Source organism: Actinorectispora metalli, from assembly GCF_056323685.1.
Window position 1 is genome coordinate 1412842 of sequence record NZ_JBREYE010000002.1, and the last position, 19341, is coordinate 1432182.

A 19341-nucleotide genomic window follows, 5' to 3' on the forward strand; every position below is an offset into this window, starting at 1 on the left:
CGAACGGTCCTGACGACTTCGCTCCACCCAAACGTTGCAGTGCCGTTCGGCGCACGGCGATCTACCGTCGGTGAGCAAGGCTGTTCCCCAGGCGATAAGCGACCGATACGCATGACATGGACAACCCGGACATACCGATCCGTGTCGAGCTTCCAGCCGACCTGTGGGAAGACGACGCCGTGCGCTCGGCGCTCGCCGTGCGGGACATTCACACGATCTACCGATACCTCAAGACGAGGGGCTTCTCTCAGCGGCATATCGCCGATCTCACCGGACAGTCGCAGTCCGAGGTCAGCGAAATTATCAAGAAGGCCCGGCCGGTTTACCAATACGACGTCTTGGACCGCATTGCCACTGGCCTGCGTATCCCGCACGCGCTCATGGGTCTCGGCTATCCACCGGATGCCGACCCCCGGGTTCTTCCGGTTTCCTCGGACGAGGACGACGACGTGAACCGGCGACAGGTCCTCCGCGCAACCGGGATCGCGGTTCTCGGCAACGATTTCGGCCTCGACTGGGGTGAACGCGGAACTCATCTGGAGCAACGCCCGGATCACATCGGTCTGACAGATGTGCGTCATATCGAGGCAACAACGTCAGCACTCAGGGCGCAGGACTTCAGTAATGGCGGTATGGGCGTGCTCGGGGCGGCGCGTGGGCATGTCCAGACAATCCGGCAATTGCTGGCCTCACGGTGTGCGACGGAAGTGCGATGGCGCCTGATGTATGCCCTCGCGGACGCACACCAGTTCGCGGGGTACGCGGCTGCCGACTCGGGCCGCACCGGCGCGGCATACCGCCACTACCGCCAAGCACTCTCGGTGGCAAAGGAACTGGGCGACAGCGGATTGATGGCCTTCATCGTCTATTCGATCGGACGGCTCGAGTTCGAACAACACCAGGCCGCAGCTGCTGTCAAGGCGTTCCAACTCGCCCTCCTGCCTGCGGACACCGCGAGCGATAGGCAGCTGATAGCTTTGATCAACTCCGCGATGACGTCCGCATACGCGATGCTGGGCGAACCGGACGCTGCCAAACGGTCGTTGGGCGTGGCCCGCAAGAACTTGTTGAAGAAGCCACGACCGAGCAGCTGGACAGGACTCGTCGATGAGGGCAACCTGGTTATCGTTGAGGCCGTCATGCACCAGTTCCTACCTGGCGGAAACCTCGAGCAGGCCATCAACCTGGGCAAGCAGGCGTGCCGCCTGATACCCCCTGAGCAGGGCGTGACTCACGCCTTCCTCAACATCCACAACTCGGTATGCATGCTCCGCCACGGCGAGATCATCCAAGGTCATCGGCTGGCGATCGAAACGATCGAACAGTGCAGCGCACTGGGCTCACGCCGTGCTTTGCAACGCCTCAGCAGGATACGAGCAGCGGCAAAGCCACGGCCCAATGACGAATGCCGAGAAATCGTGCACCGGATCGATCAGCTGAACGGGGTCAGAGTTGCCTGATCCGGTCGATGGTGGCGGTTTCCTCCGGGTCTTCCGCCGGGGTCTCCAGGAACGCGTTCACGCACTCGACCGCGACCGTCGGGGCGAGGCGTTTCAGACTCAGGGTCAGGACGTTCGCGTCGTTCCAGAGGCGGGCGTTCCTGGCGATCCACGGCTCCCAGGCCTGCGCCGCGCGCACGCCTTTGACCTTGTTCGCGGCGATGGCGGTTCCCGTTCCGGTCCAGCACATCAGGACGCCATAGTCGGCCTCACCCTCGGCGACCGCTTCGCCGACGTTGCGGGAGAACTCCGGCCAGCTGGTGCTGTCCAATACGCGCACCTCGCCTAGTTCGCGCAGGCGGTCGAGGACCGCCTGCGTGCACTCGTTGGAGTCATCGGCGCCGAAAACGATCCTCATGCCGGTCCTCTCAGGCGAGCCTCGCGTGCATCTCCCACACCAGGATCTCCGCCGGGGCGACCGCTGTCACGCGGTGCCCACCCACTCCGGTGAAGCGGACCGCGTCCCCCGAGGCCAGTTCGCCCGCGCCTTCGAGCACGACCGTGCCGCGCGGCACGAACAGGTGCAGCATTGGCGCCTCTGGGAGCTGCACCGACTCGCCCGGCTGCAAGCGTGCGGCGTGTAGTGCGGCGTACCGGTTGTGGATGCGGATGGCTGTATCGCCCTCGTGCTGGGGCATGCCGGAGGCCACCGGGGCGAGCTTTCCGGAGAGCTCCGCGTCCGGGATTTCCAGCTGCTCGTAGCCGGGTGCGATGCCGGGCTCGTCGGGCACCACCCACATCTGCACGAAGTGGACGGGGTCCTCGGCCGAACCCGGCTGGAGGCGCCAGGCGTCGTTCTTCTCCGAGTGGAGAATCCCCGTGCCCGCGCTCATCCGCTGCGCCAGGCCTGGGTAGATCAGGCCGGAGTGGCCCTCGGAGTCCTGGTGGACCAGGGAACCGCGGAGCACCCAGGTGACGATCTCCATGTCCCGGTGCGGATGGGTCTCGAAGCCGGTGCCGGGCGCCACCACATCGTCGTTGTTGACCAGCAGCAGGCCGTGGTGGGTGTTGGCCGGGTCGTAGTGCCGCCCGAAGGAGAAGGAGTGCTTCGAGTCCAGCCAGTCCAGCTTGGTGGCCACCCGGTCGGCGGCCCGTCGAATGTCCACACTCATGAGCAGTCCTTCCCTTCGCGGGAGCGTAGTGTCAGGGAGTCTTGATCGCCGAGATCTCGAACTCCAGCACGATCTTGTCGCCCACCAGGACGCCACCGGTCTCCAGGGCGGCGTTCCAGGTGATGCCGAAGTCCTTCCGGCTGATGGCGGTCGAGCCCTCCAGGCCGATGCGGGTGTTGCCGAACGGGTCCTGGGCGGTGCCCTCGTAGCTGAACGGGACGGTGACCTGCTTGGTCACGCCCTTGATGGTCAGGTCGCCGGTCACGTCGAAGGTGTTCTCGCCGGTCTGGGCGATCTCGGTCGAGGTGAAGGTGATCCTCGGGTGCTCGGCGATCGACAGGAAGTCGTTACCGCGAAGGTGGGCGTCGCGGTCGGCGTTGCGGGTGTCGATGCTGTCCACGTTGATCGTCACCTGCACCGAGGACGCGCCGGGGTTCTCCCCGTTGATGTTCGCGGTGCCGGTGAAGTCGTTGAACGCACCGCGCACCTTGGTCACCATCGCGTGACGCGCGACGAAACCGATCCGGCTGTGGGCGGTGTCGAGGGTGTACTCGCCGGTCAGCGGGGTGTAATCGACGGCGGTGGTCATGTCGGTCCTCCAAGTAGTTGACGTGTCACCATGCACTCTACCCAAGGATGGTGATGTGTCAACTATTCCCGTAGACTGCGGATATGACTCGATGGCTTGACGAGCGGGAACAACGCGCCTGGCGGGCGTACCTGGCGATGAACGCACAGCTCAACGCCCGGCTCGCCCGGCAGATGCAGGCCGACTCCGGGCTGTCGATCACCGACTTCGAGGTGCTGGTGCACCTCACCGACCGGCCGGACGACCGGGCGCGAGTGGTCGAGCTCGCGCGGGAGCTCCAGTGGGAGAAAAGCAGGCTCTCCCACCATCTCGGCCGGATGCAGCGCCGGGGGCTGGTGGACCGGCAGGAGTGCCCCTCGGACGCGCGGGGCGCGTTCATCGTGGTCACCGCCGCGGGCCGGAAGGCCATCGAAGAGGCGGCGCCGATGCATGTGGAGGCCGTCCGCGAGCTGTTCCTGGACCACATCACGCCGGAACAACTCGACACGCTCGGCACTCTCGCGGAGCGGGTGCTGTCCCGGTTGGAAGACCGGGAATGAGCAACCTCGGCCTCCGGGCGGCGTTCAGCGACGACGGTGCGGACCTGGTGAGCGCCGCGCTCCAGGTGGTGGGTCCGCTGCTGGGCATGATGCTGTCCGATGACCCGGCGGAGGTGTGTCGGACGCGAGACCCGGGGTAGCCGGTAAGAGATTGCCGAGTAAACCCCGGGAGGAAACGTGTCCGAGACCGTTGCCGACTACGTGCTCAAGCGCCTGCGGGAATGGGGCGTCGAGCAGGTGTTCGCCTATCCGGGTGATGGCATCAACGGCCTGGTGACAGCCTTCGGGCGGGCCGAGAACAAGCCGCGGTTCGTGCAGTCGCGGCATGAGGAGATGTCGGCGTTCCAGGCCGTGGGGTACGCGAAGTTCAGCGGGCGGGTCGGGGTGTGCATGGCCACCTCGGGTCCGGGCGCGATCCACCTGCTCAACGGGCTGTACGACGCGAAGCTGGACCACGTGCCGGTCGTCGCGATCGTGGGGCAGACCGCGCGCAGCGCCATGGGCGGCAGCTACCAGCAGGAGGTGGACCTGCAGAGCCTGTTCAAGGACGTGGCCTCCGAGTACCTCGTCGAGGTGAACGTCTCCGAGCAGTTGCCCAACGCGCTGGACCGCGCGATCCGGTCCGCCGAGGCGGCCAGGGCGCCCACCGCGGTGATCATTCCGGCGGACTTGCAGGAAGAGGAGTACACGCCGCCGCAGCACGAGTTCAAGCACGTGCCGTCCAGCCCGCCCAGTCACCCCCTGACCACTCTCACCCCCGTCGACGAGGAGATCGGCCGGGCCGCTGAGGTGATCAACGCCGGTGAGAAGGTGGCGATACTCGTCGGGCAGGGCGCACGGGGCGCGGCCGAGGAGGTCAAGCAGCTTGCCGAGATCACCGGCGCGGGCATCGCGAAGGCGTTGCTTGGCAAGGACGTGCTGCCCGACGACCTGCCGTATGTGACGGGGTCGATCGGGCTGCTGGGTACCCGGCCAAGTTGGGAGCTCATGCGGGACTGCGACACGCTGCTGATCATCGGCTCGAACTTCCCGTACACGCAGTTCCTGCCGGAGTACGGGCAGGCCCGCGCGGTGCAGATCGACATCGACGGCCGGTTCATCGGCATGCGCTACCCCACCGAGGTCAACCTCCTCGGCGACGCGAAGGCCACCGTCGGGGCGCTGCTGCCGCGCCTGACCCGCAAACCGGACCGGTCCTGGCGGGACGCCATCGAGGCGAACGTGGCCGAGTGGTGGGAGACCCTGGACCGGCAGGCGCAGGTCAGCGCCGACCCGGTGAACCCGATGCGGATCGTGTCGGAGCTGTCGGAGCGGATACCGGAGGACGCGCTGGTCACCGCGGACTCGGGGTCGGCGGCCAACTGGTACGCGCGGAACCTGAAGTTGCGCGGGCGGATGCGTGGCACCCTCTCCGGCACGCTGGCCACCATGGGGCCTGCGGTGCCGTATGCGATCGGGGCGAAATTCGCGCACCCGGACCGCCCGGTGGTGGCGTTGGTCGGCGACGGCGCGATGCAGATGAACGGGCTCGCCGAGTTGATCACCATCGCGCGGTACTACGAGTTGTGGGCGGACCCGCGGTGCGTGGTGTGCGTGTTCCACAACAACGACCTCAACCAGGTCACCTGGGAACTGCGGGCGATGGGCGGGGCACCGAAGTTCACCGAGTCGCAGGTGCTGCCGGATGTGGACTACGCGGCCTTTGCCCGCGGTATCGGGCTGGAGGGCATCGGGGTGGACTCCCCCGACGACCTTGGCGGCGCCTGGGATCGGGTGCTGCGGGCGGATCGGCCCGCGGTGCTGGATGTGCGCTGCGATCCGAACGTGCCGCCGATCCCGCCGCACGCCACGTTCGAACAGGTCAAGTCCACCACCGAGTCGATCCTGCGCGGTGATCCGGAGGCCTGGCAGATGATCACCCAGGGCGTGAAGACCAAGGTGCAGGAGTTCCTGCGTTGACCAGGTGCGTCGTGCGCTCCGCGAGCGCACGACGCACCTCACCGTCAGCAGCGGCGCGCCTTGAGCGCGGCGTCGAGTTCTCGGTGGCACTGCGGGTTCTGCTGCCACCAGCGTCGGTAGGTGGGGTTCTCGGCGATCTGGCGGCGGTAGATCCACGCCAACACCCGGTACAGCAGCGGGTTGTGGCGCGCGGGCGGCGTATCGGCGCAGGCCGCCAGTACCAGCTGTACCGACATCGGGTCGCCCGCGATCGGCTTGGTGACGCAGCCCGCCGCGGGCAGGTGGGTGGCCGGTACCAAGGCCACCGCACCCAGGGCGAGTGCCTCGCGGGTCTCGGAGCCGGTGCCGAGGTGGTGCAGTTTCGGGGTGAAACCCGCCTCGCGAGCACGAACACGCAGCGTGGCGGCGTGTTCAGCGGAGACCAGCCATTCGCGTTCGGCCAGCGCGACGAGCGGAATGCGCTCCCAGCGGGACAGCGGGTCCGATGCGGCCAGCGAGACGAACACCGGCTCCGTGACCAGCCTGCGCACCAGGAAGCCGGGTGCGGTGATGCGGGCGTCGCGGGCCAGCAGCGCCAGGTGCAGTTCGCCCGAGAGCAGCAGGCGGGCCAGGTGGTCCGAAGAGGCGGTGCTCTCCAGGACGAAGCCCGCGTCCGGCAGCACCGACTCCCACTCGCGCACGACGTCGGCGAGGAACGGCTGCGGCACCGAGCCGAAGCGGATCTTGCCGATGCTGGTGGCGGCGCTGATCCGGCCGAACAAGGCGTCCAGGTTCGCCAGGATGGGGCGGGCGTCGGAGATGATCACCTGGCCGAGGCTGGTCGGCTTGCTGCCGAGGTGGCTGCGCAGGAACAGCTTGCCACCGACCAGCCGCTCCACCTGCTGGAGTTGCAGGGACAGCGCGGGTTGGCTCAGGCCGAGCCGCACGGCGGCTCTGCCGAGGCTGCCCTCGTCGGCGATCGCCACAACGGTGCGCAGGTGCCGCAGTTCAAGCTCGCTCATCGACATCAACTCTGCGGCCGATGAGCGAGCCCGAACAATGCCGAAACCCTAGGTACAGCTACCCAATTATTGCTCTCAGCAGGCGCCGAGGTCCTTCCACCGCGAGTTGCCCGCGGCGGGCGGGCTGTTGTAGGAGGCCCAGGTGGCCTGCCACTGGCGGCCCTGGTGAGACACCTTGTCGCCGGACCAGTAGATCCGGTTGGCCTGCCACGCCGCCGCGGTGCAGCCCGGTGCGGGCGTGGTCGTCGGCGGCTGGGTGGTGCTGGTGGGCGGGGTCGTGGTGGGTGGGGTGGTGCTCGTCGGCGGCGTGGTGGTCGGGGTGCTGCCGATCTGCTGCATCAGCAGGTCGTACTGCGCGTTGACCCTGGCGTACACGCCGTACTTGTCGGGCCGGGCGCAGCCGTGGCCCCAGGACACGATGCCGATCAGCTTGCCGCCCGCGACCAGCGGCCCGCCGGAGTCGCCCTGGCAGGAGTCCTTGCCGCCGTCCTTGAACCCGGCGCAGACCATGTTGGCCTTCTCGTAGTACTGGCCGTACGCCGTCGTGCAGTCGGCGTCGCTCACCAGCGGCACGGTGACCTTCATCAGGTAGCGGGAGCCCGCGTTGGCGCCCTCGCGCAGGTCACCCCAGCCCAGCACGGTGGAGTTGGTGCCCGCCGCGTACAGGTTGCCGTCCTGCGGGCCCGCCAGCGGCAGGGTCTTGTAGTCCAGGTTGGACGACAGGGTGAGCACCGAGTAGTCGTTGATCTCGTTCTCGGCGGTGCTCTTGTACTGCGGGTGCACCCAGATCTTGGACACCTTCGCGGAGTGTCCCGCGGTGCTCTGCCGGTCCTCGCGGCCCGCGTACACGGTGAAGGCGCTCGCGCTCTGGCCGGAGGTGCAGTGCGCGGCGGTGACGACCTTGTTGGGCGCCACCAGCGTCCCGCCGCACCAGCCTCGGCCGTTGCGCATGACGTCCACGGTCCACGGGTGGTCGGCGATGCTCGCCCGCTCCCCGCCCACGATGTAGGGCTGCACCGGCTTCACCGGTTCGTCAGGAACGGCGCCCGCGACGCTCACCGCGGACACCACGGCGACGGCAGCCGCGATCAGCGCGCCGGCCAGGGCACCGGCCCGTTGTCTTGTCAACATGTGTTTTCCTCGATCTCCCTCGCGTCATTCCCTCAACAAGCAGGGGAAAGGTGAATGACCTGTATGCGGAGCATGCGTGTCCACTTCGGAAGTCGCCCATCCCAATCGGACATAACGCGGTGCTATGTCCGATGGGCAAAAGTGGCGAGTTCGCGATAGGCGGTGTTGCCCGCCATGAGCTCGTGGTGGGTGCCCGCCGCGGTGATCTCGCCGCGGTCCAGCACGAGGATCTTCGCGGCGTCCCGCACTGTGGACAGGCGGTGCGCGATGACCAGCAGTGCGCATTCGCGGGAGACCTTCTCGATGGTGTCGGTGAGTGCCGCCTCGCTGACGGTGTCCAGGTTGGACGTCGGTTCGTCCAGCAGCAGCAGCTTCGGCCGGGCCAGCAGCGCGCGGCCGATCGCGATGCGCTGCCGCTCCCCGCCGGAGACGTTCACGCCGTGCTCGCCGACCTGGGTGTCCAGCCCGCGCGGTAGCTGATCGAGCAGACCGCCGAGGTTGACCAGGCCGATCACCCGCGCCAGTTCGTCCTCGGAGGCGTCCGGGTTGGCGTAGGTGAGGTTGTCGCGAATGCTGCCATGCAGCAGCGGCGCGTTCTGCTCCACGGTGCCGACCATCGCGCGGCAGGCCGCGCGGCCCAGGGCGTCGGCGGGTTGGCCGTCGAAGAGGATGACCCCGGCCGTCGGGTCGTAGAAGCGGTTGACCAGCGCGAAGATCGTGGACTTCCCACCGCCGGACGGGCCGACCAGCGCGATGTGCGCGCAGTGCGGCACCTCGAAGGACACCCCGCGGAGCACCGGGCGGTTCTCATAGCCGAAGGAGACGTCGCGGAACTCCAGCAGCGTCGGCCTGCGGGTGGGCAGCGGGTCGAGGTGGGCGTGCTCGCATTCGACGTCGAAGCGCAGCGCCTCGTCGACCCGGTGCAGTGCGCCGGAGGCCTGCTGGACGACGGTGGCGGTGTCGAAGAGGACGCCGATCGGCGCGGCCAGGTACATGGCGTACATCAGCATCGCGATCAGGTCGCCGATGGGCATGGTGCCGCGGGCGACGCCGAGCCCGCCGACGAACAGCACCAGCAGGAACGCGCCGATGCCCGCCAGTTCGCCCGCGGGTGCGGCCAGCGCGGACAGCCGGGCCACCCGCACGCCCGAGCGGTAGGAAGTCTGGGCGGCGGCGCCGATGCGGGCCTGTTCGCGGGGTTCGGCCCGGCAGGTGCGCACGGTGCGGATCGCGGTGAGGGCGCGTTCCAGGTCGGAGGTCATCTCCCCGACCGCGGCCTGCGCCTGCTCGGTGGCGGCGCGGATGCCGCGCAGGTTGCGGGCCACCGCCAGCGTGGTGACCAGCAGGATCAGGGCGACCAGTCCGAACAGGGCGGGGTCCAGCCAGATCATCAGCGCCACCGCGCCGAGCCCGGAGATCACCGCCTGCGCGCTGCCGGTGACGGCGCGGACCACGATGCTGCGCAAGAGGGTGGTGTCGGTGACCGTGCGGGAGATCAGGTCGCCGACGCGGCTGCGCTCCAGCAGCGGGATCGGCAACCACAGCAGCCTGCCGACGAGCCGGGTGCGCAACCGCAGCACCACACCTTCGCCCGCGCGTTCCAGCAGGTACTGGGCGACGGCGAACAACACCAGCTGCCCCGCGATCAACGCGGCCATGACGACGGCGAACCCCACCACCGGGCGCCCGTCGCCGACCCGTTCGATCAGGGCGCGCGCGGCCAGCGGATGCGCCAGTGCGCAGGCCGAGCTCAGCACGGTCAGGGCCGCGGCGATGCCCAGGACCCTGCGGTCCTGACGCATCAGGCGCAGCAGCCCGCGGAGGGTGCTCACGTGCCGACGCTGATGAGCTTGGCGAAGCTGCCGGTGTCGCCGGTCTCCCCCACCGGGACGCCGTCGGCCTCGACCCAGGCGTGCGCGCCGAACGGCGGTTGGGTGCGGACGCCGACGCACCAGGTGGGCACGGTGCCGGACAGCCTGCACAGCAGTACGACCGCCAGTGAGCGGGGCAGGCAGCCGTACCAGCCCGCGCAGTGCGCGCTCACCGCGACGACCTCGGCCCGTACCCGGCCTGTCTGGGCGGGGTCGGCGGGTGCCGCGCCGCGGCCGATCCTGGCGACCACCGCCTTGAGTCTGCGTGGCGGCAGGACCGCCAGCAGCCGGGCCACCGTGACCGCGACGCCGACCACCCGGCGGCGGCCCCACGCAGGCCTCGCCGCCTTGTCGGGCAGGACCATCTCGCTCATGACGGCTCCGCCAGCCCGGCTTCACGCATGCCGCGGACCAGCGCGTCCACATCGGCCTGCGCCTCCTCGGCGGAGACCTCGTAGCCGCCCACGAGCGCGGCCACCGCCTGCTGCGGGGTACCGCCGTCGCAGAGGGTGCGGATGATCACCACGGCGGACGGGTTGAGCTGGAAGTACTGTCCGGTCCGCTCATCCAGCAGGACCGCGCCGTAGTCGGTTTCGGCGAGGCTGATGTCAGCGCGCAGCCGCAGGCTCATGGTTCCTCCCATTCACAGGCTCGAGTTCCAGTCCGCGCAGCCACAACTCGCATTCGACGGTGGGCAGCAGCGCCCCGTCGTCCAGTTCCGGCGAGTAGGGGCTGGCGCACAGCTCACGCAGTCGCTTCTCCGCGACGAGTCCCAGCCGCCCCAGCCGGGAGTCGTCCCACAGCGACACCAACTCGTCGCGGTGTCGGCGCAGCCCGGCGGCGACGTCCCGGGAGCCTTCGCCCTTGGTGCGCCGGGCGAGGACGGCGGCGGGCACGATGCCGCGCATCGCCGCGCCCAGCAGCGGCTTGTAGGCGAAGGGCGTGACCCGGTCCTCCGGCCGCAGCGCGAGGCAGACGTCGACCACGCGGTCGTCGAAGAACGGCGCGGCCACCGGAAGGATGCCCGCGGCGAGTTGGTCGAGGCCGCGGATCATGCGGGCGCCGTCGCGCAGGAAGTACAGGTCGACATGCCTGCCGGGCGTGGCGGCCAGCGGAGTTCCCGCCCGGCCGCGGATGGTGTCGCCGATCGCGGCCACCGCGTCCTGGGTGAACCAGGATCGGCGCGGCGGCGCCACTCCCCAGCCCAGCAACGGTGTCCGCGGGTCGGGGGTGCCGGTCAGGTCGGCGGCTCGCCGCAGCCAGCGGTGGTAGGGGCGGCGATCGGCGAGTTGCCGCAGCACCGCCCCCAGCGGCCAGGCCCGCAGCGCGCGGTAGCCCGCCAGCGCGCGAATCGCCGCGGGCCGGGGCAGCCGGTTCCGGAGCAGGCCGGTGGGGCCGGTGAGCACCTGGTCGCCGCCGTAGCCGGTCAGGTGCAACCGGGAGCCGAGGCCCTGGCACCACGACAGCATCGTCAGCATGCGGTCCTGGTGGCTGAGCACGATGGACGGCTCATCCAGGCGCCGCCGCGGGGCCGACACCCCGGCGTGGACCAGCGGCAGTTCGGCGCCGGGGAGCACGTCATGGGTGACGCCGGGCAGCGACGCGGCCAGCAGCAGCGCCCAGCCGAAGTCGTCGTTGTGGGAGTCCACGGCCTGCACGGTGTGCGCGATGAGCCGCGCATCGCCCTGGGCGGCAAGGCAGGTGATGGCGGCGGAGTCCAGCCCGCCGGACAGTTCGCTGGTCACCACGCCGCCCGCCGCGGTGCGGGCCGCGACGGCGGCGGTGAGTTCGGTACGCAGCGCGCGGCCGCATTCGGCGAGTCCCAGCGTCGCGGGGGGCGGGGTCCAGCGGCGCACCGTGCGGCAGGTCCTGCCGTCGGCATCCACGATCAGGCAATGGTCCTGCGCAACCGCGGCAACCTGGCGGAACAGCGGCTCGTCGGCCAACGGATGCGGCACCGGCTCCAGCAGCCTGCACGCCAGCACTTCGGGGTCGACGTCGGTGCCGAGCAGATCGGCGCGGTCCGCTGCGACCACCACCTCGCCCAGCGAGCGGTAGAACACGCGTCGGAGGCCTGCCAGGGTGCCCTGTACCCGCAGCCTGCCCCCGACGCGGGCGATGAGGTGGAAACTGCCTGCCATCGAAGCGGTCAGCCGGTCGACATCGTCGAGGTCACGCATCCGCGCGGCGGCTCGGCGGAGTTCGGGCCGGGTGAGTGAACAAGTGCCGATCACGGCGATCGTGGTGTCCCCCACGGTGGCCTCGATCGAGGAGGACCAGCGGCCGACCAGGAACGGGCGTCCGGAGGGGTGGTTCAGTCGGTCGGGAAGGGAAAGTGGGACCGCGGCGAGCGCGGTCTCGGAGTCGGGGAAGACCATGAGTTGGTGCCCGCCGCAGTCCCACATCAGGCGTCCTCGTCTCAGCAGTAGCTGCGGCCGCCGATGGAGTCCCGGCCGTAGCAACCGCTGGCCGCGGTCACGGCGCGGAACCCACCGCGGGCCACCAGCATCGGGCGCTCGTAGGTCTTCTTCATGGTGTGTTCTCCCAATCTCTTCGGTTCTCCCCGGCAGGGTTGGCGGGGAGGCAGGGCGGAGGCGGACGCGGTCAGGCCGAGGTCGCGGCCTCGGTGGACCGCCGCCGCTTCCGGCCGATCACGGTGGTGCCGTAGAGCAGCGCGGCGAGCACCGTCACCGCGCCGATGAATCCCCACACGCCGAGCGCCATCAGGTGGTCGGCGACCCAGTTCGGTCCGCTGAGCAGCACCTGACTCAGCGAGGCGACGACCGGGTTGGTGACCTCCGGGTCGTACTGGACCCAGGTCTGGAGGAATCCGAAGAACGTCGTGTAGACGCCCATGACGAGGATCAACGCGCCGCCGAGGTAGGGCGCCCAGCGGCTGGCTGTGCGCAGTCCGCCGACCATCGCGTTCTGCGCCAGGGCGACCGCCAGTGAGGCGGCGGCGATGACGAGGCCCATGCCGATGGTGAACGCCACGAACACGGCCAGGCCGCCGAGGAACGATTCGGCCTGGAACGCCGCGGCGACCACACCCAGGAATGGCGGCAGGGAGCAGCCCAGCGCGGCGAAGGTGTAGGCGATGCCGAACAGGAGCATGGAGCGGAACGACATGGTCAGCTTGTTGCCGACCAGGAACTTCGGCATCGGGATCTTGAGCGCGCGGCCGGACAGGAACCAGGCGCCCAGCCCGAGCATGAGGACGCCGAGCACCATCAGCACGCCGCTTTCGACCATGCGCCACTTGGACTCGCTGAGCAGGCCCGCGGCCAGCGGCACGATCACGAGGCCCACCAGCAGGTTGACCAGGCCGAAGCCCAGCGTCACCGCGCCGGTGAAGGCGAACGCCCTGCCGATGGCCGTGCCGCGGCTCGCGTCGCCGCCGGAGACCAGCGCGGTGAGATACAGCGGAAGCAGGCCGAACGCACAGGGGCTGAATCCGACCATCAGGCCCGCGCCGATGGCAACGGCCAGCAATGAGGCATCGCCGAACATAGTGAAACCATTCCGTCGCAGGGAAATTGAAAATGCAGGGGACCGATCAACGGTTCGAGACTATTCACCGAATTGCGATCGGGGCAACAGACGGTTTTTTGGTGATTTTTAGTGCTAGCCCGTGAATTCCTGGAGTTCGAGGTGTTCGGCGAGCAGCGCCGTCACGACGCCCGAGCGGGAACGCACCCCGAGTTTGCGGAGGATCTGCGACATGTGGCGTTCCACGGTGCGCGGCGAGAGGTGCAGGCGTTCGGCGATGTCGTTGTTGGACGCGCCGTCCGCGGCGAGTTGGGCGACCTCAAGCTCACGGGGCGACAGCCGGTCGCCGTAGCCGGGGCGGCCCCTGGTCTGCGGCAGCGCCTGCCGTTCCCGCAGGTGCTGCCTGCACTGCGCGGCCCACAAGTTCGCGCCGAGTTCGGTGAACCCCCGCAGCGCCGCGAACAGATCCGCCGAGCCGTCCTCGCCGAGGTCGTAGCGCAGCGTGCCGCGATCAAGGCGCAGCCGTGCGCGGTACTGCGGGCGCGGGCACACCGCCAACGCGTCCTCGGCACGTTGGTAGGCCACCAGTGCGGCGGGGATGTTCCCTCTCGCGCGGGCCAGTGTCGCCTCGCACAGCGCGAGCGACACCTCGGCCGCGGGCGCTTGGCAGCCCGCGATGCCGTTGCGGAACCGTTCGACCACGTCGCGGGCGCTGTCGGGAAGGTCCGCGCGGAGGTAGAGGTCGACGGCGATGGGTGCGACCTCGCCTGCCCACACCCAGTTGCCGGTGACATCCACGATCTCCAGGGCGTGCCGCAGGCGGTTGAGCGCCGACGGCTGCACGCCCCGCAGCCAGTACAGCTCGGCGAGCAGCGCCGACCCGGTGGCCGCGACCGGGCCGGTGCCGACATCCGGGTCCACGCCCGTGAGCTGCTCGGTTGCCTCCTCGATGCGACCCGCGGCCAACGCGAGCGCCCCGATGACCAGTCGGCTTTCCACGCTGTGAGGCTGGTCGGCATACCGCTCGCACACCTCCGCGGCGCGGACGGCAAGGCCCTGCCAGCGGCCGGACAGCCAGTCCAGCACGACCGAGCAGACCTTGAAGGAGAACTCGCTGAAGGGCACGTTGAAGGTGGCGAGTTCCGCGGCGCGGTCGAGGTAGCGGCGGGTCAGGTCGTAGTCGCCGAGCCAGTTGGCACTGTCGACGATGTTCACGCAGCCTCGGTAGTACTGCGTGCCGATTTCCTCGTTGGGCGGTGCCTCGAGGAACCGCCTGCCGACCTCCCAGCCGCGGGCCTGTCCGCTGGACAACAGCGCCGCCGCCACGTTGACCTCGGCATAGGTGCGCACCACCGGATCGGCGACGGTCTCGATGGCCCGTTCCGTCTCGGCCAGCCAGCGCTGGTGCACACCGATCTGGCGGCGGCCCAGGTTGGGGCGGGCCAGCAGGGACAAGGCCATCACCGCCAGGTCCGGACGCTCGTCCAGTTCCTTGACGGCGCGTTCCAGTTCGCAGTAGCCGTGGCGGTAATCGCCCGCGTGCATGAGCAGCAGGATCGCCAGTTGGAGCCGAAGCTCTCCCCTGACCTCGGTGCAGATCCGCGGGTTGACCAGGATGCGGCGCAGCACCTCCACCGTCTCGTCGTACTCCAGGCCCTGCACCGCTGCGCGGCCCAGCTTGGCCGCGATCCGCGCGGTGTCGGGCTCGGTTTCGTCGGAGTCGGCGAACAGGTCCCGCAGCAGCCGAACCCCGGTCGCGGTGTCCCCCATGGCCAACGCCCGGTCCGCGCCCAGTTCGGTGTGCCGCCGCCAGCCCGCGCGGTCCCCCTGGCAGCGCCGGTGCCGCGCGATCAACACGTGCGGCACCTGCGGGCTCTGGGACAGCAGGTCCGCCGCCCGCGCATGCATGGCGCGTCGTTCCGGTGAGGGAATGCCCTGGTAGACGGCGTCCAAGGCGAGAGCGTGGCGGAACTCGTAGCGGTCGGTGCCGTGATCGCGGAGCAGCCCGCTGCGCAGCGCGTCGACCAGAGCTTTCGGGCCGCCGATGCCCAGCGCCGCCAGCGAGGTGAGCTGCTGCTCGGTGGAGGGCGTGCCCAGCACCGCGGCGGCGTGCAGCACTCGGCGGGCGGCGGGTCCGAGGCGGTGGATGCGTTCGGCGATGGCGGCGCGGAAACCGGAGGGCACCGGCAGTTCGTCCAGGGCACGCGCCAGATCGGGCTGATCGGCGCCGGCGCCCAGCCGGACCAGCAGCGCGCGGAGCACCTCCTCGATGGCGAACGGCACCCCGCCGGTGCGCTCGTGCAGCACCTCGGTCGCGGCCCGGCCCAGGTCGGCGCCGAACCGCGCCCTGACCAGCTCACGCACGTCCTCGGGGCGCAGTGCCCGCAACAGGACGCTGGTCGTGGTGCCGCCGCCGGTGACCGCACGCTCGGGACCGGCACCGGCGACCTCGGCGTCGAGGCCGTCGGAGCGGTAGCTCAGTACCAGCGCGAGGTGCTCGGGCAGGCAGCCGCTGAGGAACGTCACGAAGTCGGCGGTGGCGTCGTCGGCCCAGTGCAGATCGTCGAGCACCAGCACGGTGGGACAGCAGGCCAGCGCCTCACGCACCGCGCGGAACAGGCGGTGGCGTTCGGCGCGGGAGTCGGACAGCGGGTCCAGCGCGGGCGGGAGGACGGCGTCGAGTTCGGGCAGCAGCGGGCGCAGCGCGCCGAGCAGCGGATTTCCGGTGCTTGCCCACCGCGGGGACAGGCCGGTGCGCAGGGCGTCCAGCACCGGTCCGAGCGGGAAGGGCTCCTTCACCAGGTGGCATTTGCCGACCAAGGCCTGCCTGCCGTGCAGGGCGGGCTGGGCCAATAGCTCACGCAGCAGGCGGGTCTTGCCGATGCCCGCCTCGCCCTGCAGGTGCACGACGGCAGGCGGGTTGAGGACGGCGCGCAGGACATCGCGGACCTCCCGGCTGCGCCCGATCATCACGTGCGCGCCGTGGGACGTGTCCGAATAATGCCCGTTGATCCCCATTGTCACAAGATAATATCTAATTGGTCGCATCGCGACAACAAAGAATTGCTTATGGGTCGCGGTTATACAACGGATTCTCCATTCATAGAAATCATCAGAACGTTAATGAATTCGCTCGGAGGTCCGGCCGGATCGCGCCGGCCGGACCCCGAGTTCCTCAGCGCTTCGTGCCGTGCTCGGCGACCTGCTTGTCGACCCACGCCTTGAGCGCTTCCGCGCCGTCCCAGCCCACGGTGCGGTCCTTCTCGGCGCGAGCCTTGAAGGACATCAGGGTCGGGACGTACTTGAAGTCGTGCAGCTTGGCCAGCTCCGGGTTCTTCCGGGTGTCGACCTCGGCCAGCAGCCACTTGCCGCCGTTGGCTTTGGCCAACTTCTCCAACTCGGGCTTGAGCAGGTCGCAGGCGCCGCAACCCACATATCCGAAGTAGAAGATGACCAGCTTGTCGTCGGACTGCGCCATCACGTTGTCGTAGACGGTCCGGCTGTCGACCACCACGATGTTCTCGTCCGCAGGCGTACCCACGCCGCCGTGGGCGCGGACCTGCGCGTCGATCCAGGCCTTCAGCTCCGCGGGATCGCCGCTGTAGCCGAGTTCACGGGCCTTCTCGGCGCGGTTCTTGAAGCTGATCAGCGTCGGGGTGCCCTTGATGTTGTGCCGCCGCGTGATCTCACGCTGCTGCCTGGTGTCAACCTCTGCCAACAGCCACTTGCCGCCGTTGGCCTTCGCCAGCCGCTCGATCTCCGGCTTGAGCTTTCGACACGGCGGGCAGCCCTCGTGCCCGAAGTAGAAGATGACCAGCTTGGTGTCGGACTGCGCCACCACCTGGTTGTAATTGCTCGCGGTGACCACCACGATGTTCTCGTTGGCAACGGCGGGCGCGGCGGCCGATGTGCCCGCGAACAGGCCCATGGCCAGCGCCGCGATCCCGAGCACAATGCCCAGGGCGCGCGAAATACCCCTTATCACTGTCATTTCCTTCCGGACAGGGCCGAGGAAATTCCCGACCACGGTGCAGGGTCCGCACAGTCGGTCGCAGGAATGGACTGTCTCGATGCGGATCCGGTTACGTCCCAATCCTGGCGATTGGAGAACTCTTCGACAATGGGAAATGGGCGGGGTGTTTTACAGTGAGTTCCAGGCTTTTTCACCACGCCCAGTGAATGCCCGCCATTCCCTGTCCGATGTTCTTGGCGAAAACATGGGTGCCGTCGGAGGCGATGGGCAGCCGCCGCGAACCCAGCTCGACAGCCGCGCCCAGGGTGGTCCAACACCGCACGGGCACCGCGTCGGGATGGAACCGTACCTGGAGCAGATAGTGCTGGGCGGGCTGCTGGACGCAGTGCACGAACTGCCGGGCGGGCTCGGTCGGCCGCCAGCTCAGGTCGTAGGTCAGCACCGCGGTCTCCCCCACCTGGAGGGTGGCCTCCAAGTCGATGGCGGCCAGCAGCAGCCGGGCCTCGTGGTTCACCGCGATGTCGCCGAGCAGGCCGCCCTCGGCGGCGGCGATCAGCGGCGGCCCCGCGTCGGTGTCGTCCCAGCGGTGCAGGACGACGCATTTGGTCAGGCCACCGACCTCCGAGCGGATCACGTTGTGCGCGCGGGTGACGCGGTGCATCCGGTGCTCATCCACGCGGTGCCGCAGGTGCACGCTGTCGAAGCTGAGCTGGTGGGTTTCCGGCTCGGCGCCAAGCTCGGCCAGCAGGTCGCGCAGCAGGCAGGCATGCCGGGTCTCCAGCCCCAACGCGTGCGATAGCTGCGTGATGGACGGTTTCCGGCCGCGAGGTCTGCGCGGACCCAGCGTGGCGGCGAGCGAGTGCGGTGCGAGGCCGAGGATCTCCTCCAAAGCGCGCACCGCGCGCATGGACTCGGGACGTTCCGGCCGGGTGACGCCTCGGCGCCAGCAGCTGAGGGTGGCGACGCTGATGGGTATGCCGCGCTGACCGAGCTTGCGCTGGATGCTTTGCAGCGTGAGGCCGGTCTGATCGAGCGCCGCGGACAGCAGTGCGGGGAACCCGGCGACCCGCTGGGCAGGGACGACGGGGCGGGCAGCAGCGACGATGGTCATGGTGTGGACCATCCGCCACGCACCGGCCCGGCTCAATGCGTGCGGGCACCCAACAAAACCCTGCGCACCCCCCATTTATTGGGTATGGGCATTCCAACCCGGGCCGGGGGCCGCATTGTGGTCGGCACACACAGGCTTCGGGAGGCTGGAGTTGCACGAGCTGATCATTGTGGGTTCAGGCCCCGCCGGTTACACGGCGGCGGTGTACGCGGCGCGCGCCCAGTTGGCGCCGCTGGTCTTCGAGGGCACCCAGTACGGCGGTGCGCTGATGACCACCACCGAGGTGGAGAACTACCCGGGTTTCCGCGAGGGGATCATGGGCCCCGACCTGATGGCGGAGATGCGGGCGCAGGCCGAGCGGTTCGGAGCGGACCTCCGCGCCACGGACGTCGATTCGGTGGACCTCACCGGCGAGGTCAAGACCGTCACCGCCAACGGGGTGACCCATGAGGCGCGTGCGGTGATCCTGGCGATGGGCGCCGCGCCGCGCTACCAGAACATCCCGGGCGAGCTGGAACTGCTGGGACGAGGGGTGTCCTCGTGCGCCACCTGCGACGGCTTCTTCTTCCGCGACCAGGACATCGCCGTTGTCGGCGGCGGGGACTCGGCGATGGAGGAGGCCACCTTCCTCACCCGCTTCGCCCGCAGCGTGACGGTGATCCACCGGCGCGAGCAGTTCCGCGCCTCCCGCATCATGCTGGAACGGGCGCGGGCCAATCCCAAGATCCGCTGGTGCACGGGCGCCGTGATGACCGAGGTGCTCGGCGAGGACAAGGTCACCGGAGCGCGTCTGCGCAAGGCGGACGGCACGGATTTCGCCGTGGATGTCACCGGGGTGTTCGTCGCGATCGGCCACGTTCCGCGCAGCGAGTTGGTCAAGGGCCAGGTCGAGACCGACGACGACGGCTACGTGCTGGTCCGGTCGCCCACCACCGCCACGAACCTGGCGGGCGTGTTCGCCGCGGGCGACCTGGTGGACCGCACCTACCGGCAGGCCATCACGGCGGCGGGCTCCGGCTGCGCCGCCGCCATCGACGCCGAGCGCCTGCTCGCCGAACACCACTGAG

At 69.3% G+C, this 19341-nt stretch carries 19 protein-coding genes; 5 read left to right on the forward strand and 14 right to left on the reverse strand.

The features are described from left to right. Window positions 1–116 precede the first annotated feature (116 nt). On the forward strand, window positions 117–1460 hold the full coding sequence (locus ACU6XJ_RS26870; protein ID WP_476317533.1) for a helix-turn-helix domain-containing protein: 1344 nt from the start codon (window positions 117–119) through the stop codon (window positions 1458–1460). On the opposite strand, the gene ACU6XJ_RS26875 is transcribed toward ACU6XJ_RS26870, so the two are convergent. Genes ACU6XJ_RS26875 through ACU6XJ_RS26885 form a run of 3 tightly spaced genes read right to left on the reverse strand, consistent with a single transcriptional unit; the run spans window position 1447 to window position 3200 of the window. Beyond that, window positions 1447–1857: an RpiB/LacA/LacB family sugar-phosphate isomerase gene (locus ACU6XJ_RS26875; protein WP_476317535.1), complete on the reverse strand. Its 411-nt coding sequence runs from the start codon at window positions 1855–1857 to the stop codon at window positions 1447–1449. The genes ACU6XJ_RS26870 and ACU6XJ_RS26875 overlap by 14 nt on opposite strands. A gap of 10 nt (window positions 1858–1867) precedes the next feature. Continuing rightward, window positions 1868–2611, reverse strand: a complete 744-nt coding sequence (locus ACU6XJ_RS26880; protein WP_476317538.1) for a pirin family protein — start codon at window positions 2609–2611, stop codon at window positions 1868–1870. A 31-nt stretch (window positions 2612–2642) separates the two neighbouring features. Then, window positions 2643–3200, reverse strand: coding sequence for a YceI family protein (locus ACU6XJ_RS26885; protein WP_476317541.1), 558 nt, complete (start codon window positions 3198–3200; stop codon window positions 2643–2645). A gap of 83 nt (window positions 3201–3283) precedes the next feature. Between ACU6XJ_RS26885 and ACU6XJ_RS26890 the strand changes: the two genes are divergently transcribed. Genes ACU6XJ_RS26890 through ACU6XJ_RS26900 form a run of 3 tightly spaced genes read left to right on the forward strand, consistent with a single transcriptional unit; the run spans window position 3284 to window position 5698 of the window. Beyond that, on the forward strand, window positions 3284–3739 hold the full coding sequence (locus ACU6XJ_RS26890) for a MarR family winged helix-turn-helix transcriptional regulator (protein WP_476317544.1): 456 nt from the start codon (window positions 3284–3286) through the stop codon (window positions 3737–3739). Continuing rightward, window positions 3736–3879 carry a hypothetical protein gene (locus tag ACU6XJ_RS26895; protein WP_476317547.1) on the forward strand — a complete coding sequence of 48 codons (144 nt, stop codon included), beginning with the start codon at window positions 3736–3738 and terminating at the stop codon, window positions 3877–3879. Before ACU6XJ_RS26890 ends, ACU6XJ_RS26895 begins: the two co-directional genes overlap by 4 nt. Before the next feature lie 37 nt (window positions 3880–3916). Next, window positions 3917–5698, forward strand: a complete 1782-nt coding sequence (locus tag ACU6XJ_RS26900; protein ID WP_476317550.1) for a thiamine pyrophosphate-requiring protein — start codon at window positions 3917–3919, stop codon at window positions 5696–5698. A gap of 44 nt (window positions 5699–5742) precedes the next feature. Here ACU6XJ_RS26900 and ACU6XJ_RS26905 read toward each other — a convergent pair whose 3' ends face one another. The 11 genes from ACU6XJ_RS26905 to ACU6XJ_RS26955 form a co-directional block, all read right to left on the reverse strand. After that, the gene (locus ACU6XJ_RS26905; protein WP_476317553.1) at window positions 5743–6699 is read right to left on the reverse strand and encodes a LysR family transcriptional regulator; all 957 of its coding nucleotides are present in this window, start codon (window positions 6697–6699) and stop codon (window positions 5743–5745) included. 75 nt (window positions 6700–6774) lie between these two features. Continuing rightward, the gene (locus ACU6XJ_RS26910; protein ID WP_476317556.1) at window positions 6775–7830 is read right to left on the reverse strand and encodes a trypsin-like serine protease; all 1056 of its coding nucleotides are present in this window, start codon (window positions 7828–7830) and stop codon (window positions 6775–6777) included. A 122-nt stretch (window positions 7831–7952) separates the two neighbouring features. Beyond that, window positions 7953–9662, reverse strand: coding sequence for an ABC transporter ATP-binding protein (locus tag ACU6XJ_RS26915; RefSeq protein WP_476317559.1), 1710 nt, complete (start codon window positions 9660–9662; stop codon window positions 7953–7955). After that, window positions 9659–10075, reverse strand: a complete 417-nt coding sequence (locus ACU6XJ_RS26920; protein ID WP_476317562.1) for a lasso peptide biosynthesis B2 protein — start codon at window positions 10073–10075, stop codon at window positions 9659–9661. The genes ACU6XJ_RS26915 and ACU6XJ_RS26920 overlap by 4 nt, the downstream gene beginning before the upstream one ends. After that, the gene (locus ACU6XJ_RS26925; RefSeq protein WP_476317564.1) at window positions 10072–10332 is read right to left on the reverse strand and encodes a lasso peptide biosynthesis PqqD family chaperone; all 261 of its coding nucleotides are present in this window, start codon (window positions 10330–10332) and stop codon (window positions 10072–10074) included. The genes ACU6XJ_RS26920 and ACU6XJ_RS26925 overlap by 4 nt, the downstream gene beginning before the upstream one ends. Beyond that, entirely contained in the window at window positions 10310–12106 is a 1797-nt protein-coding gene (locus ACU6XJ_RS26930; protein ID WP_476317567.1) for an asparagine synthase-related protein, read from the reverse strand. Before ACU6XJ_RS26930 ends, ACU6XJ_RS26925 begins: the two co-directional genes overlap by 23 nt. 14 nt (window positions 12107–12120) lie before the next feature. Then, a complete protein-coding gene (locus ACU6XJ_RS26935) occupies window positions 12121–12234 on the reverse strand; it encodes a keywimysin-related RiPP (RefSeq protein ID WP_476317570.1) in 114 nt (37 codons plus the stop codon). 71 nt (window positions 12235–12305) lie between these two features. After that, window positions 12306–13211 carry a cytochrome c biogenesis CcdA family protein gene (locus ACU6XJ_RS26940; protein ID WP_476317573.1) on the reverse strand — a complete coding sequence of 302 codons (906 nt, stop codon included), beginning with the start codon at window positions 13209–13211 and terminating at the stop codon, window positions 12306–12308. Window positions 13212–13325: 114 nt separating this feature from the next. Further along, window positions 13326–16208: an ATP-binding protein gene (locus tag ACU6XJ_RS26945; protein WP_476317575.1), complete on the reverse strand. Its 2883-nt coding sequence runs from the start codon at window positions 16206–16208 to the stop codon at window positions 13326–13328. A gap of 157 nt (window positions 16209–16365) precedes the next feature. Further along, on the reverse strand, window positions 16366–17175 hold the full coding sequence (locus tag ACU6XJ_RS26950; RefSeq protein ID WP_476317578.1) for a thioredoxin family protein: 810 nt from the start codon (window positions 17173–17175) through the stop codon (window positions 16366–16368). A 178-nt stretch (window positions 17176–17353) separates the two neighbouring features. Continuing rightward, window positions 17354–18274 (reverse strand): hypothetical protein, encoded by a 921-nt coding sequence (locus tag ACU6XJ_RS26955; protein WP_476317581.1) that lies wholly within the window; start codon window positions 18272–18274, stop codon window positions 17354–17356. Window positions 18275–18419: 145 nt separating this feature from the next. Between ACU6XJ_RS26955 and trxB the strand changes: the two genes are divergently transcribed. Continuing rightward, window positions 18420–19340 carry a thioredoxin-disulfide reductase gene (gene trxB / locus ACU6XJ_RS26960; RefSeq protein ID WP_476318653.1) on the forward strand — a complete coding sequence of 307 codons (921 nt, stop codon included), beginning with the start codon at window positions 18420–18422 and terminating at the stop codon, window positions 19338–19340. The last annotated feature ends 1 nt before the right edge of the window (window position 19341 follow it).

Excerpts from the sequence above, each read along its gene's own strand:
- ACU6XJ_RS26870 (WP_476317533.1), top strand. The coding sequence starts at position 117 with ATGGACAACCCGGACATACCGATCCGTGTCGAGCTTCCAGCCGACCTG.
- ACU6XJ_RS26940 (WP_476317573.1), bottom strand. The coding sequence starts at position 13,211 with ATGTTCGGCGATGCCTCATTGCTGGCCGTTGCCATCGGCGCGGGCCTG.
- ACU6XJ_RS26905 (WP_476317553.1), bottom strand. The coding sequence starts at position 6,699 with ATGAGCGAGCTTGAACTGCGGCACCTGCGCACCGTTGTGGCGATCGCC.
- ACU6XJ_RS26885 (WP_476317541.1), bottom strand. The coding sequence starts at position 3,200 with ATGACCACCGCCGTCGATTACACCCCGCTGACCGGCGAGTACACCCTC.
- ACU6XJ_RS26920 (WP_476317562.1), bottom strand. The coding sequence starts at position 10,075 with ATGAGCGAGATGGTCCTGCCCGACAAGGCGGCGAGGCCTGCGTGGGGC.
- ACU6XJ_RS26880 (WP_476317538.1), bottom strand. The coding sequence starts at position 2,611 with ATGAGTGTGGACATTCGACGGGCCGCCGACCGGGTGGCCACCAAGCTG.
- ACU6XJ_RS26890 (WP_476317544.1), top strand. The coding sequence starts at position 3,284 with ATGACTCGATGGCTTGACGAGCGGGAACAACGCGCCTGGCGGGCGTAC.
- ACU6XJ_RS26935 (WP_476317570.1), bottom strand. The coding sequence starts at position 12,234 with ATGAAGAAGACCTACGAGCGCCCGATGCTGGTGGCCCGCGGTGGGTTC.
- ACU6XJ_RS26910 (WP_476317556.1), bottom strand. The coding sequence starts at position 7,830 with ATGTTGACAAGACAACGGGCCGGTGCCCTGGCCGGCGCGCTGATCGCG.
- ACU6XJ_RS26875 (WP_476317535.1), bottom strand. The coding sequence starts at position 1,857 with ATGAGGATCGTTTTCGGCGCCGATGACTCCAACGAGTGCACGCAGGCG.
- ACU6XJ_RS26945 (WP_476317575.1), bottom strand. The coding sequence starts at position 16,208 with ATGGGGATCAACGGGCATTATTCGGACACGTCCCACGGCGCGCACGTG.
- ACU6XJ_RS26955 (WP_476317581.1), bottom strand. The coding sequence starts at position 18,274 with ATGACCATCGTCGCTGCTGCCCGCCCCGTCGTCCCTGCCCAGCGGGTC.
- ACU6XJ_RS26925 (WP_476317564.1), bottom strand. The coding sequence starts at position 10,332 with ATGAGCCTGCGGCTGCGCGCTGACATCAGCCTCGCCGAAACCGACTAC.
- ACU6XJ_RS26895 (WP_476317547.1), top strand. The coding sequence starts at position 3,736 with ATGAGCAACCTCGGCCTCCGGGCGGCGTTCAGCGACGACGGTGCGGAC.
- ACU6XJ_RS26930 (WP_476317567.1), bottom strand. The coding sequence starts at position 12,106 with ATGTGGGACTGCGGCGGGCACCAACTCATGGTCTTCCCCGACTCCGAG.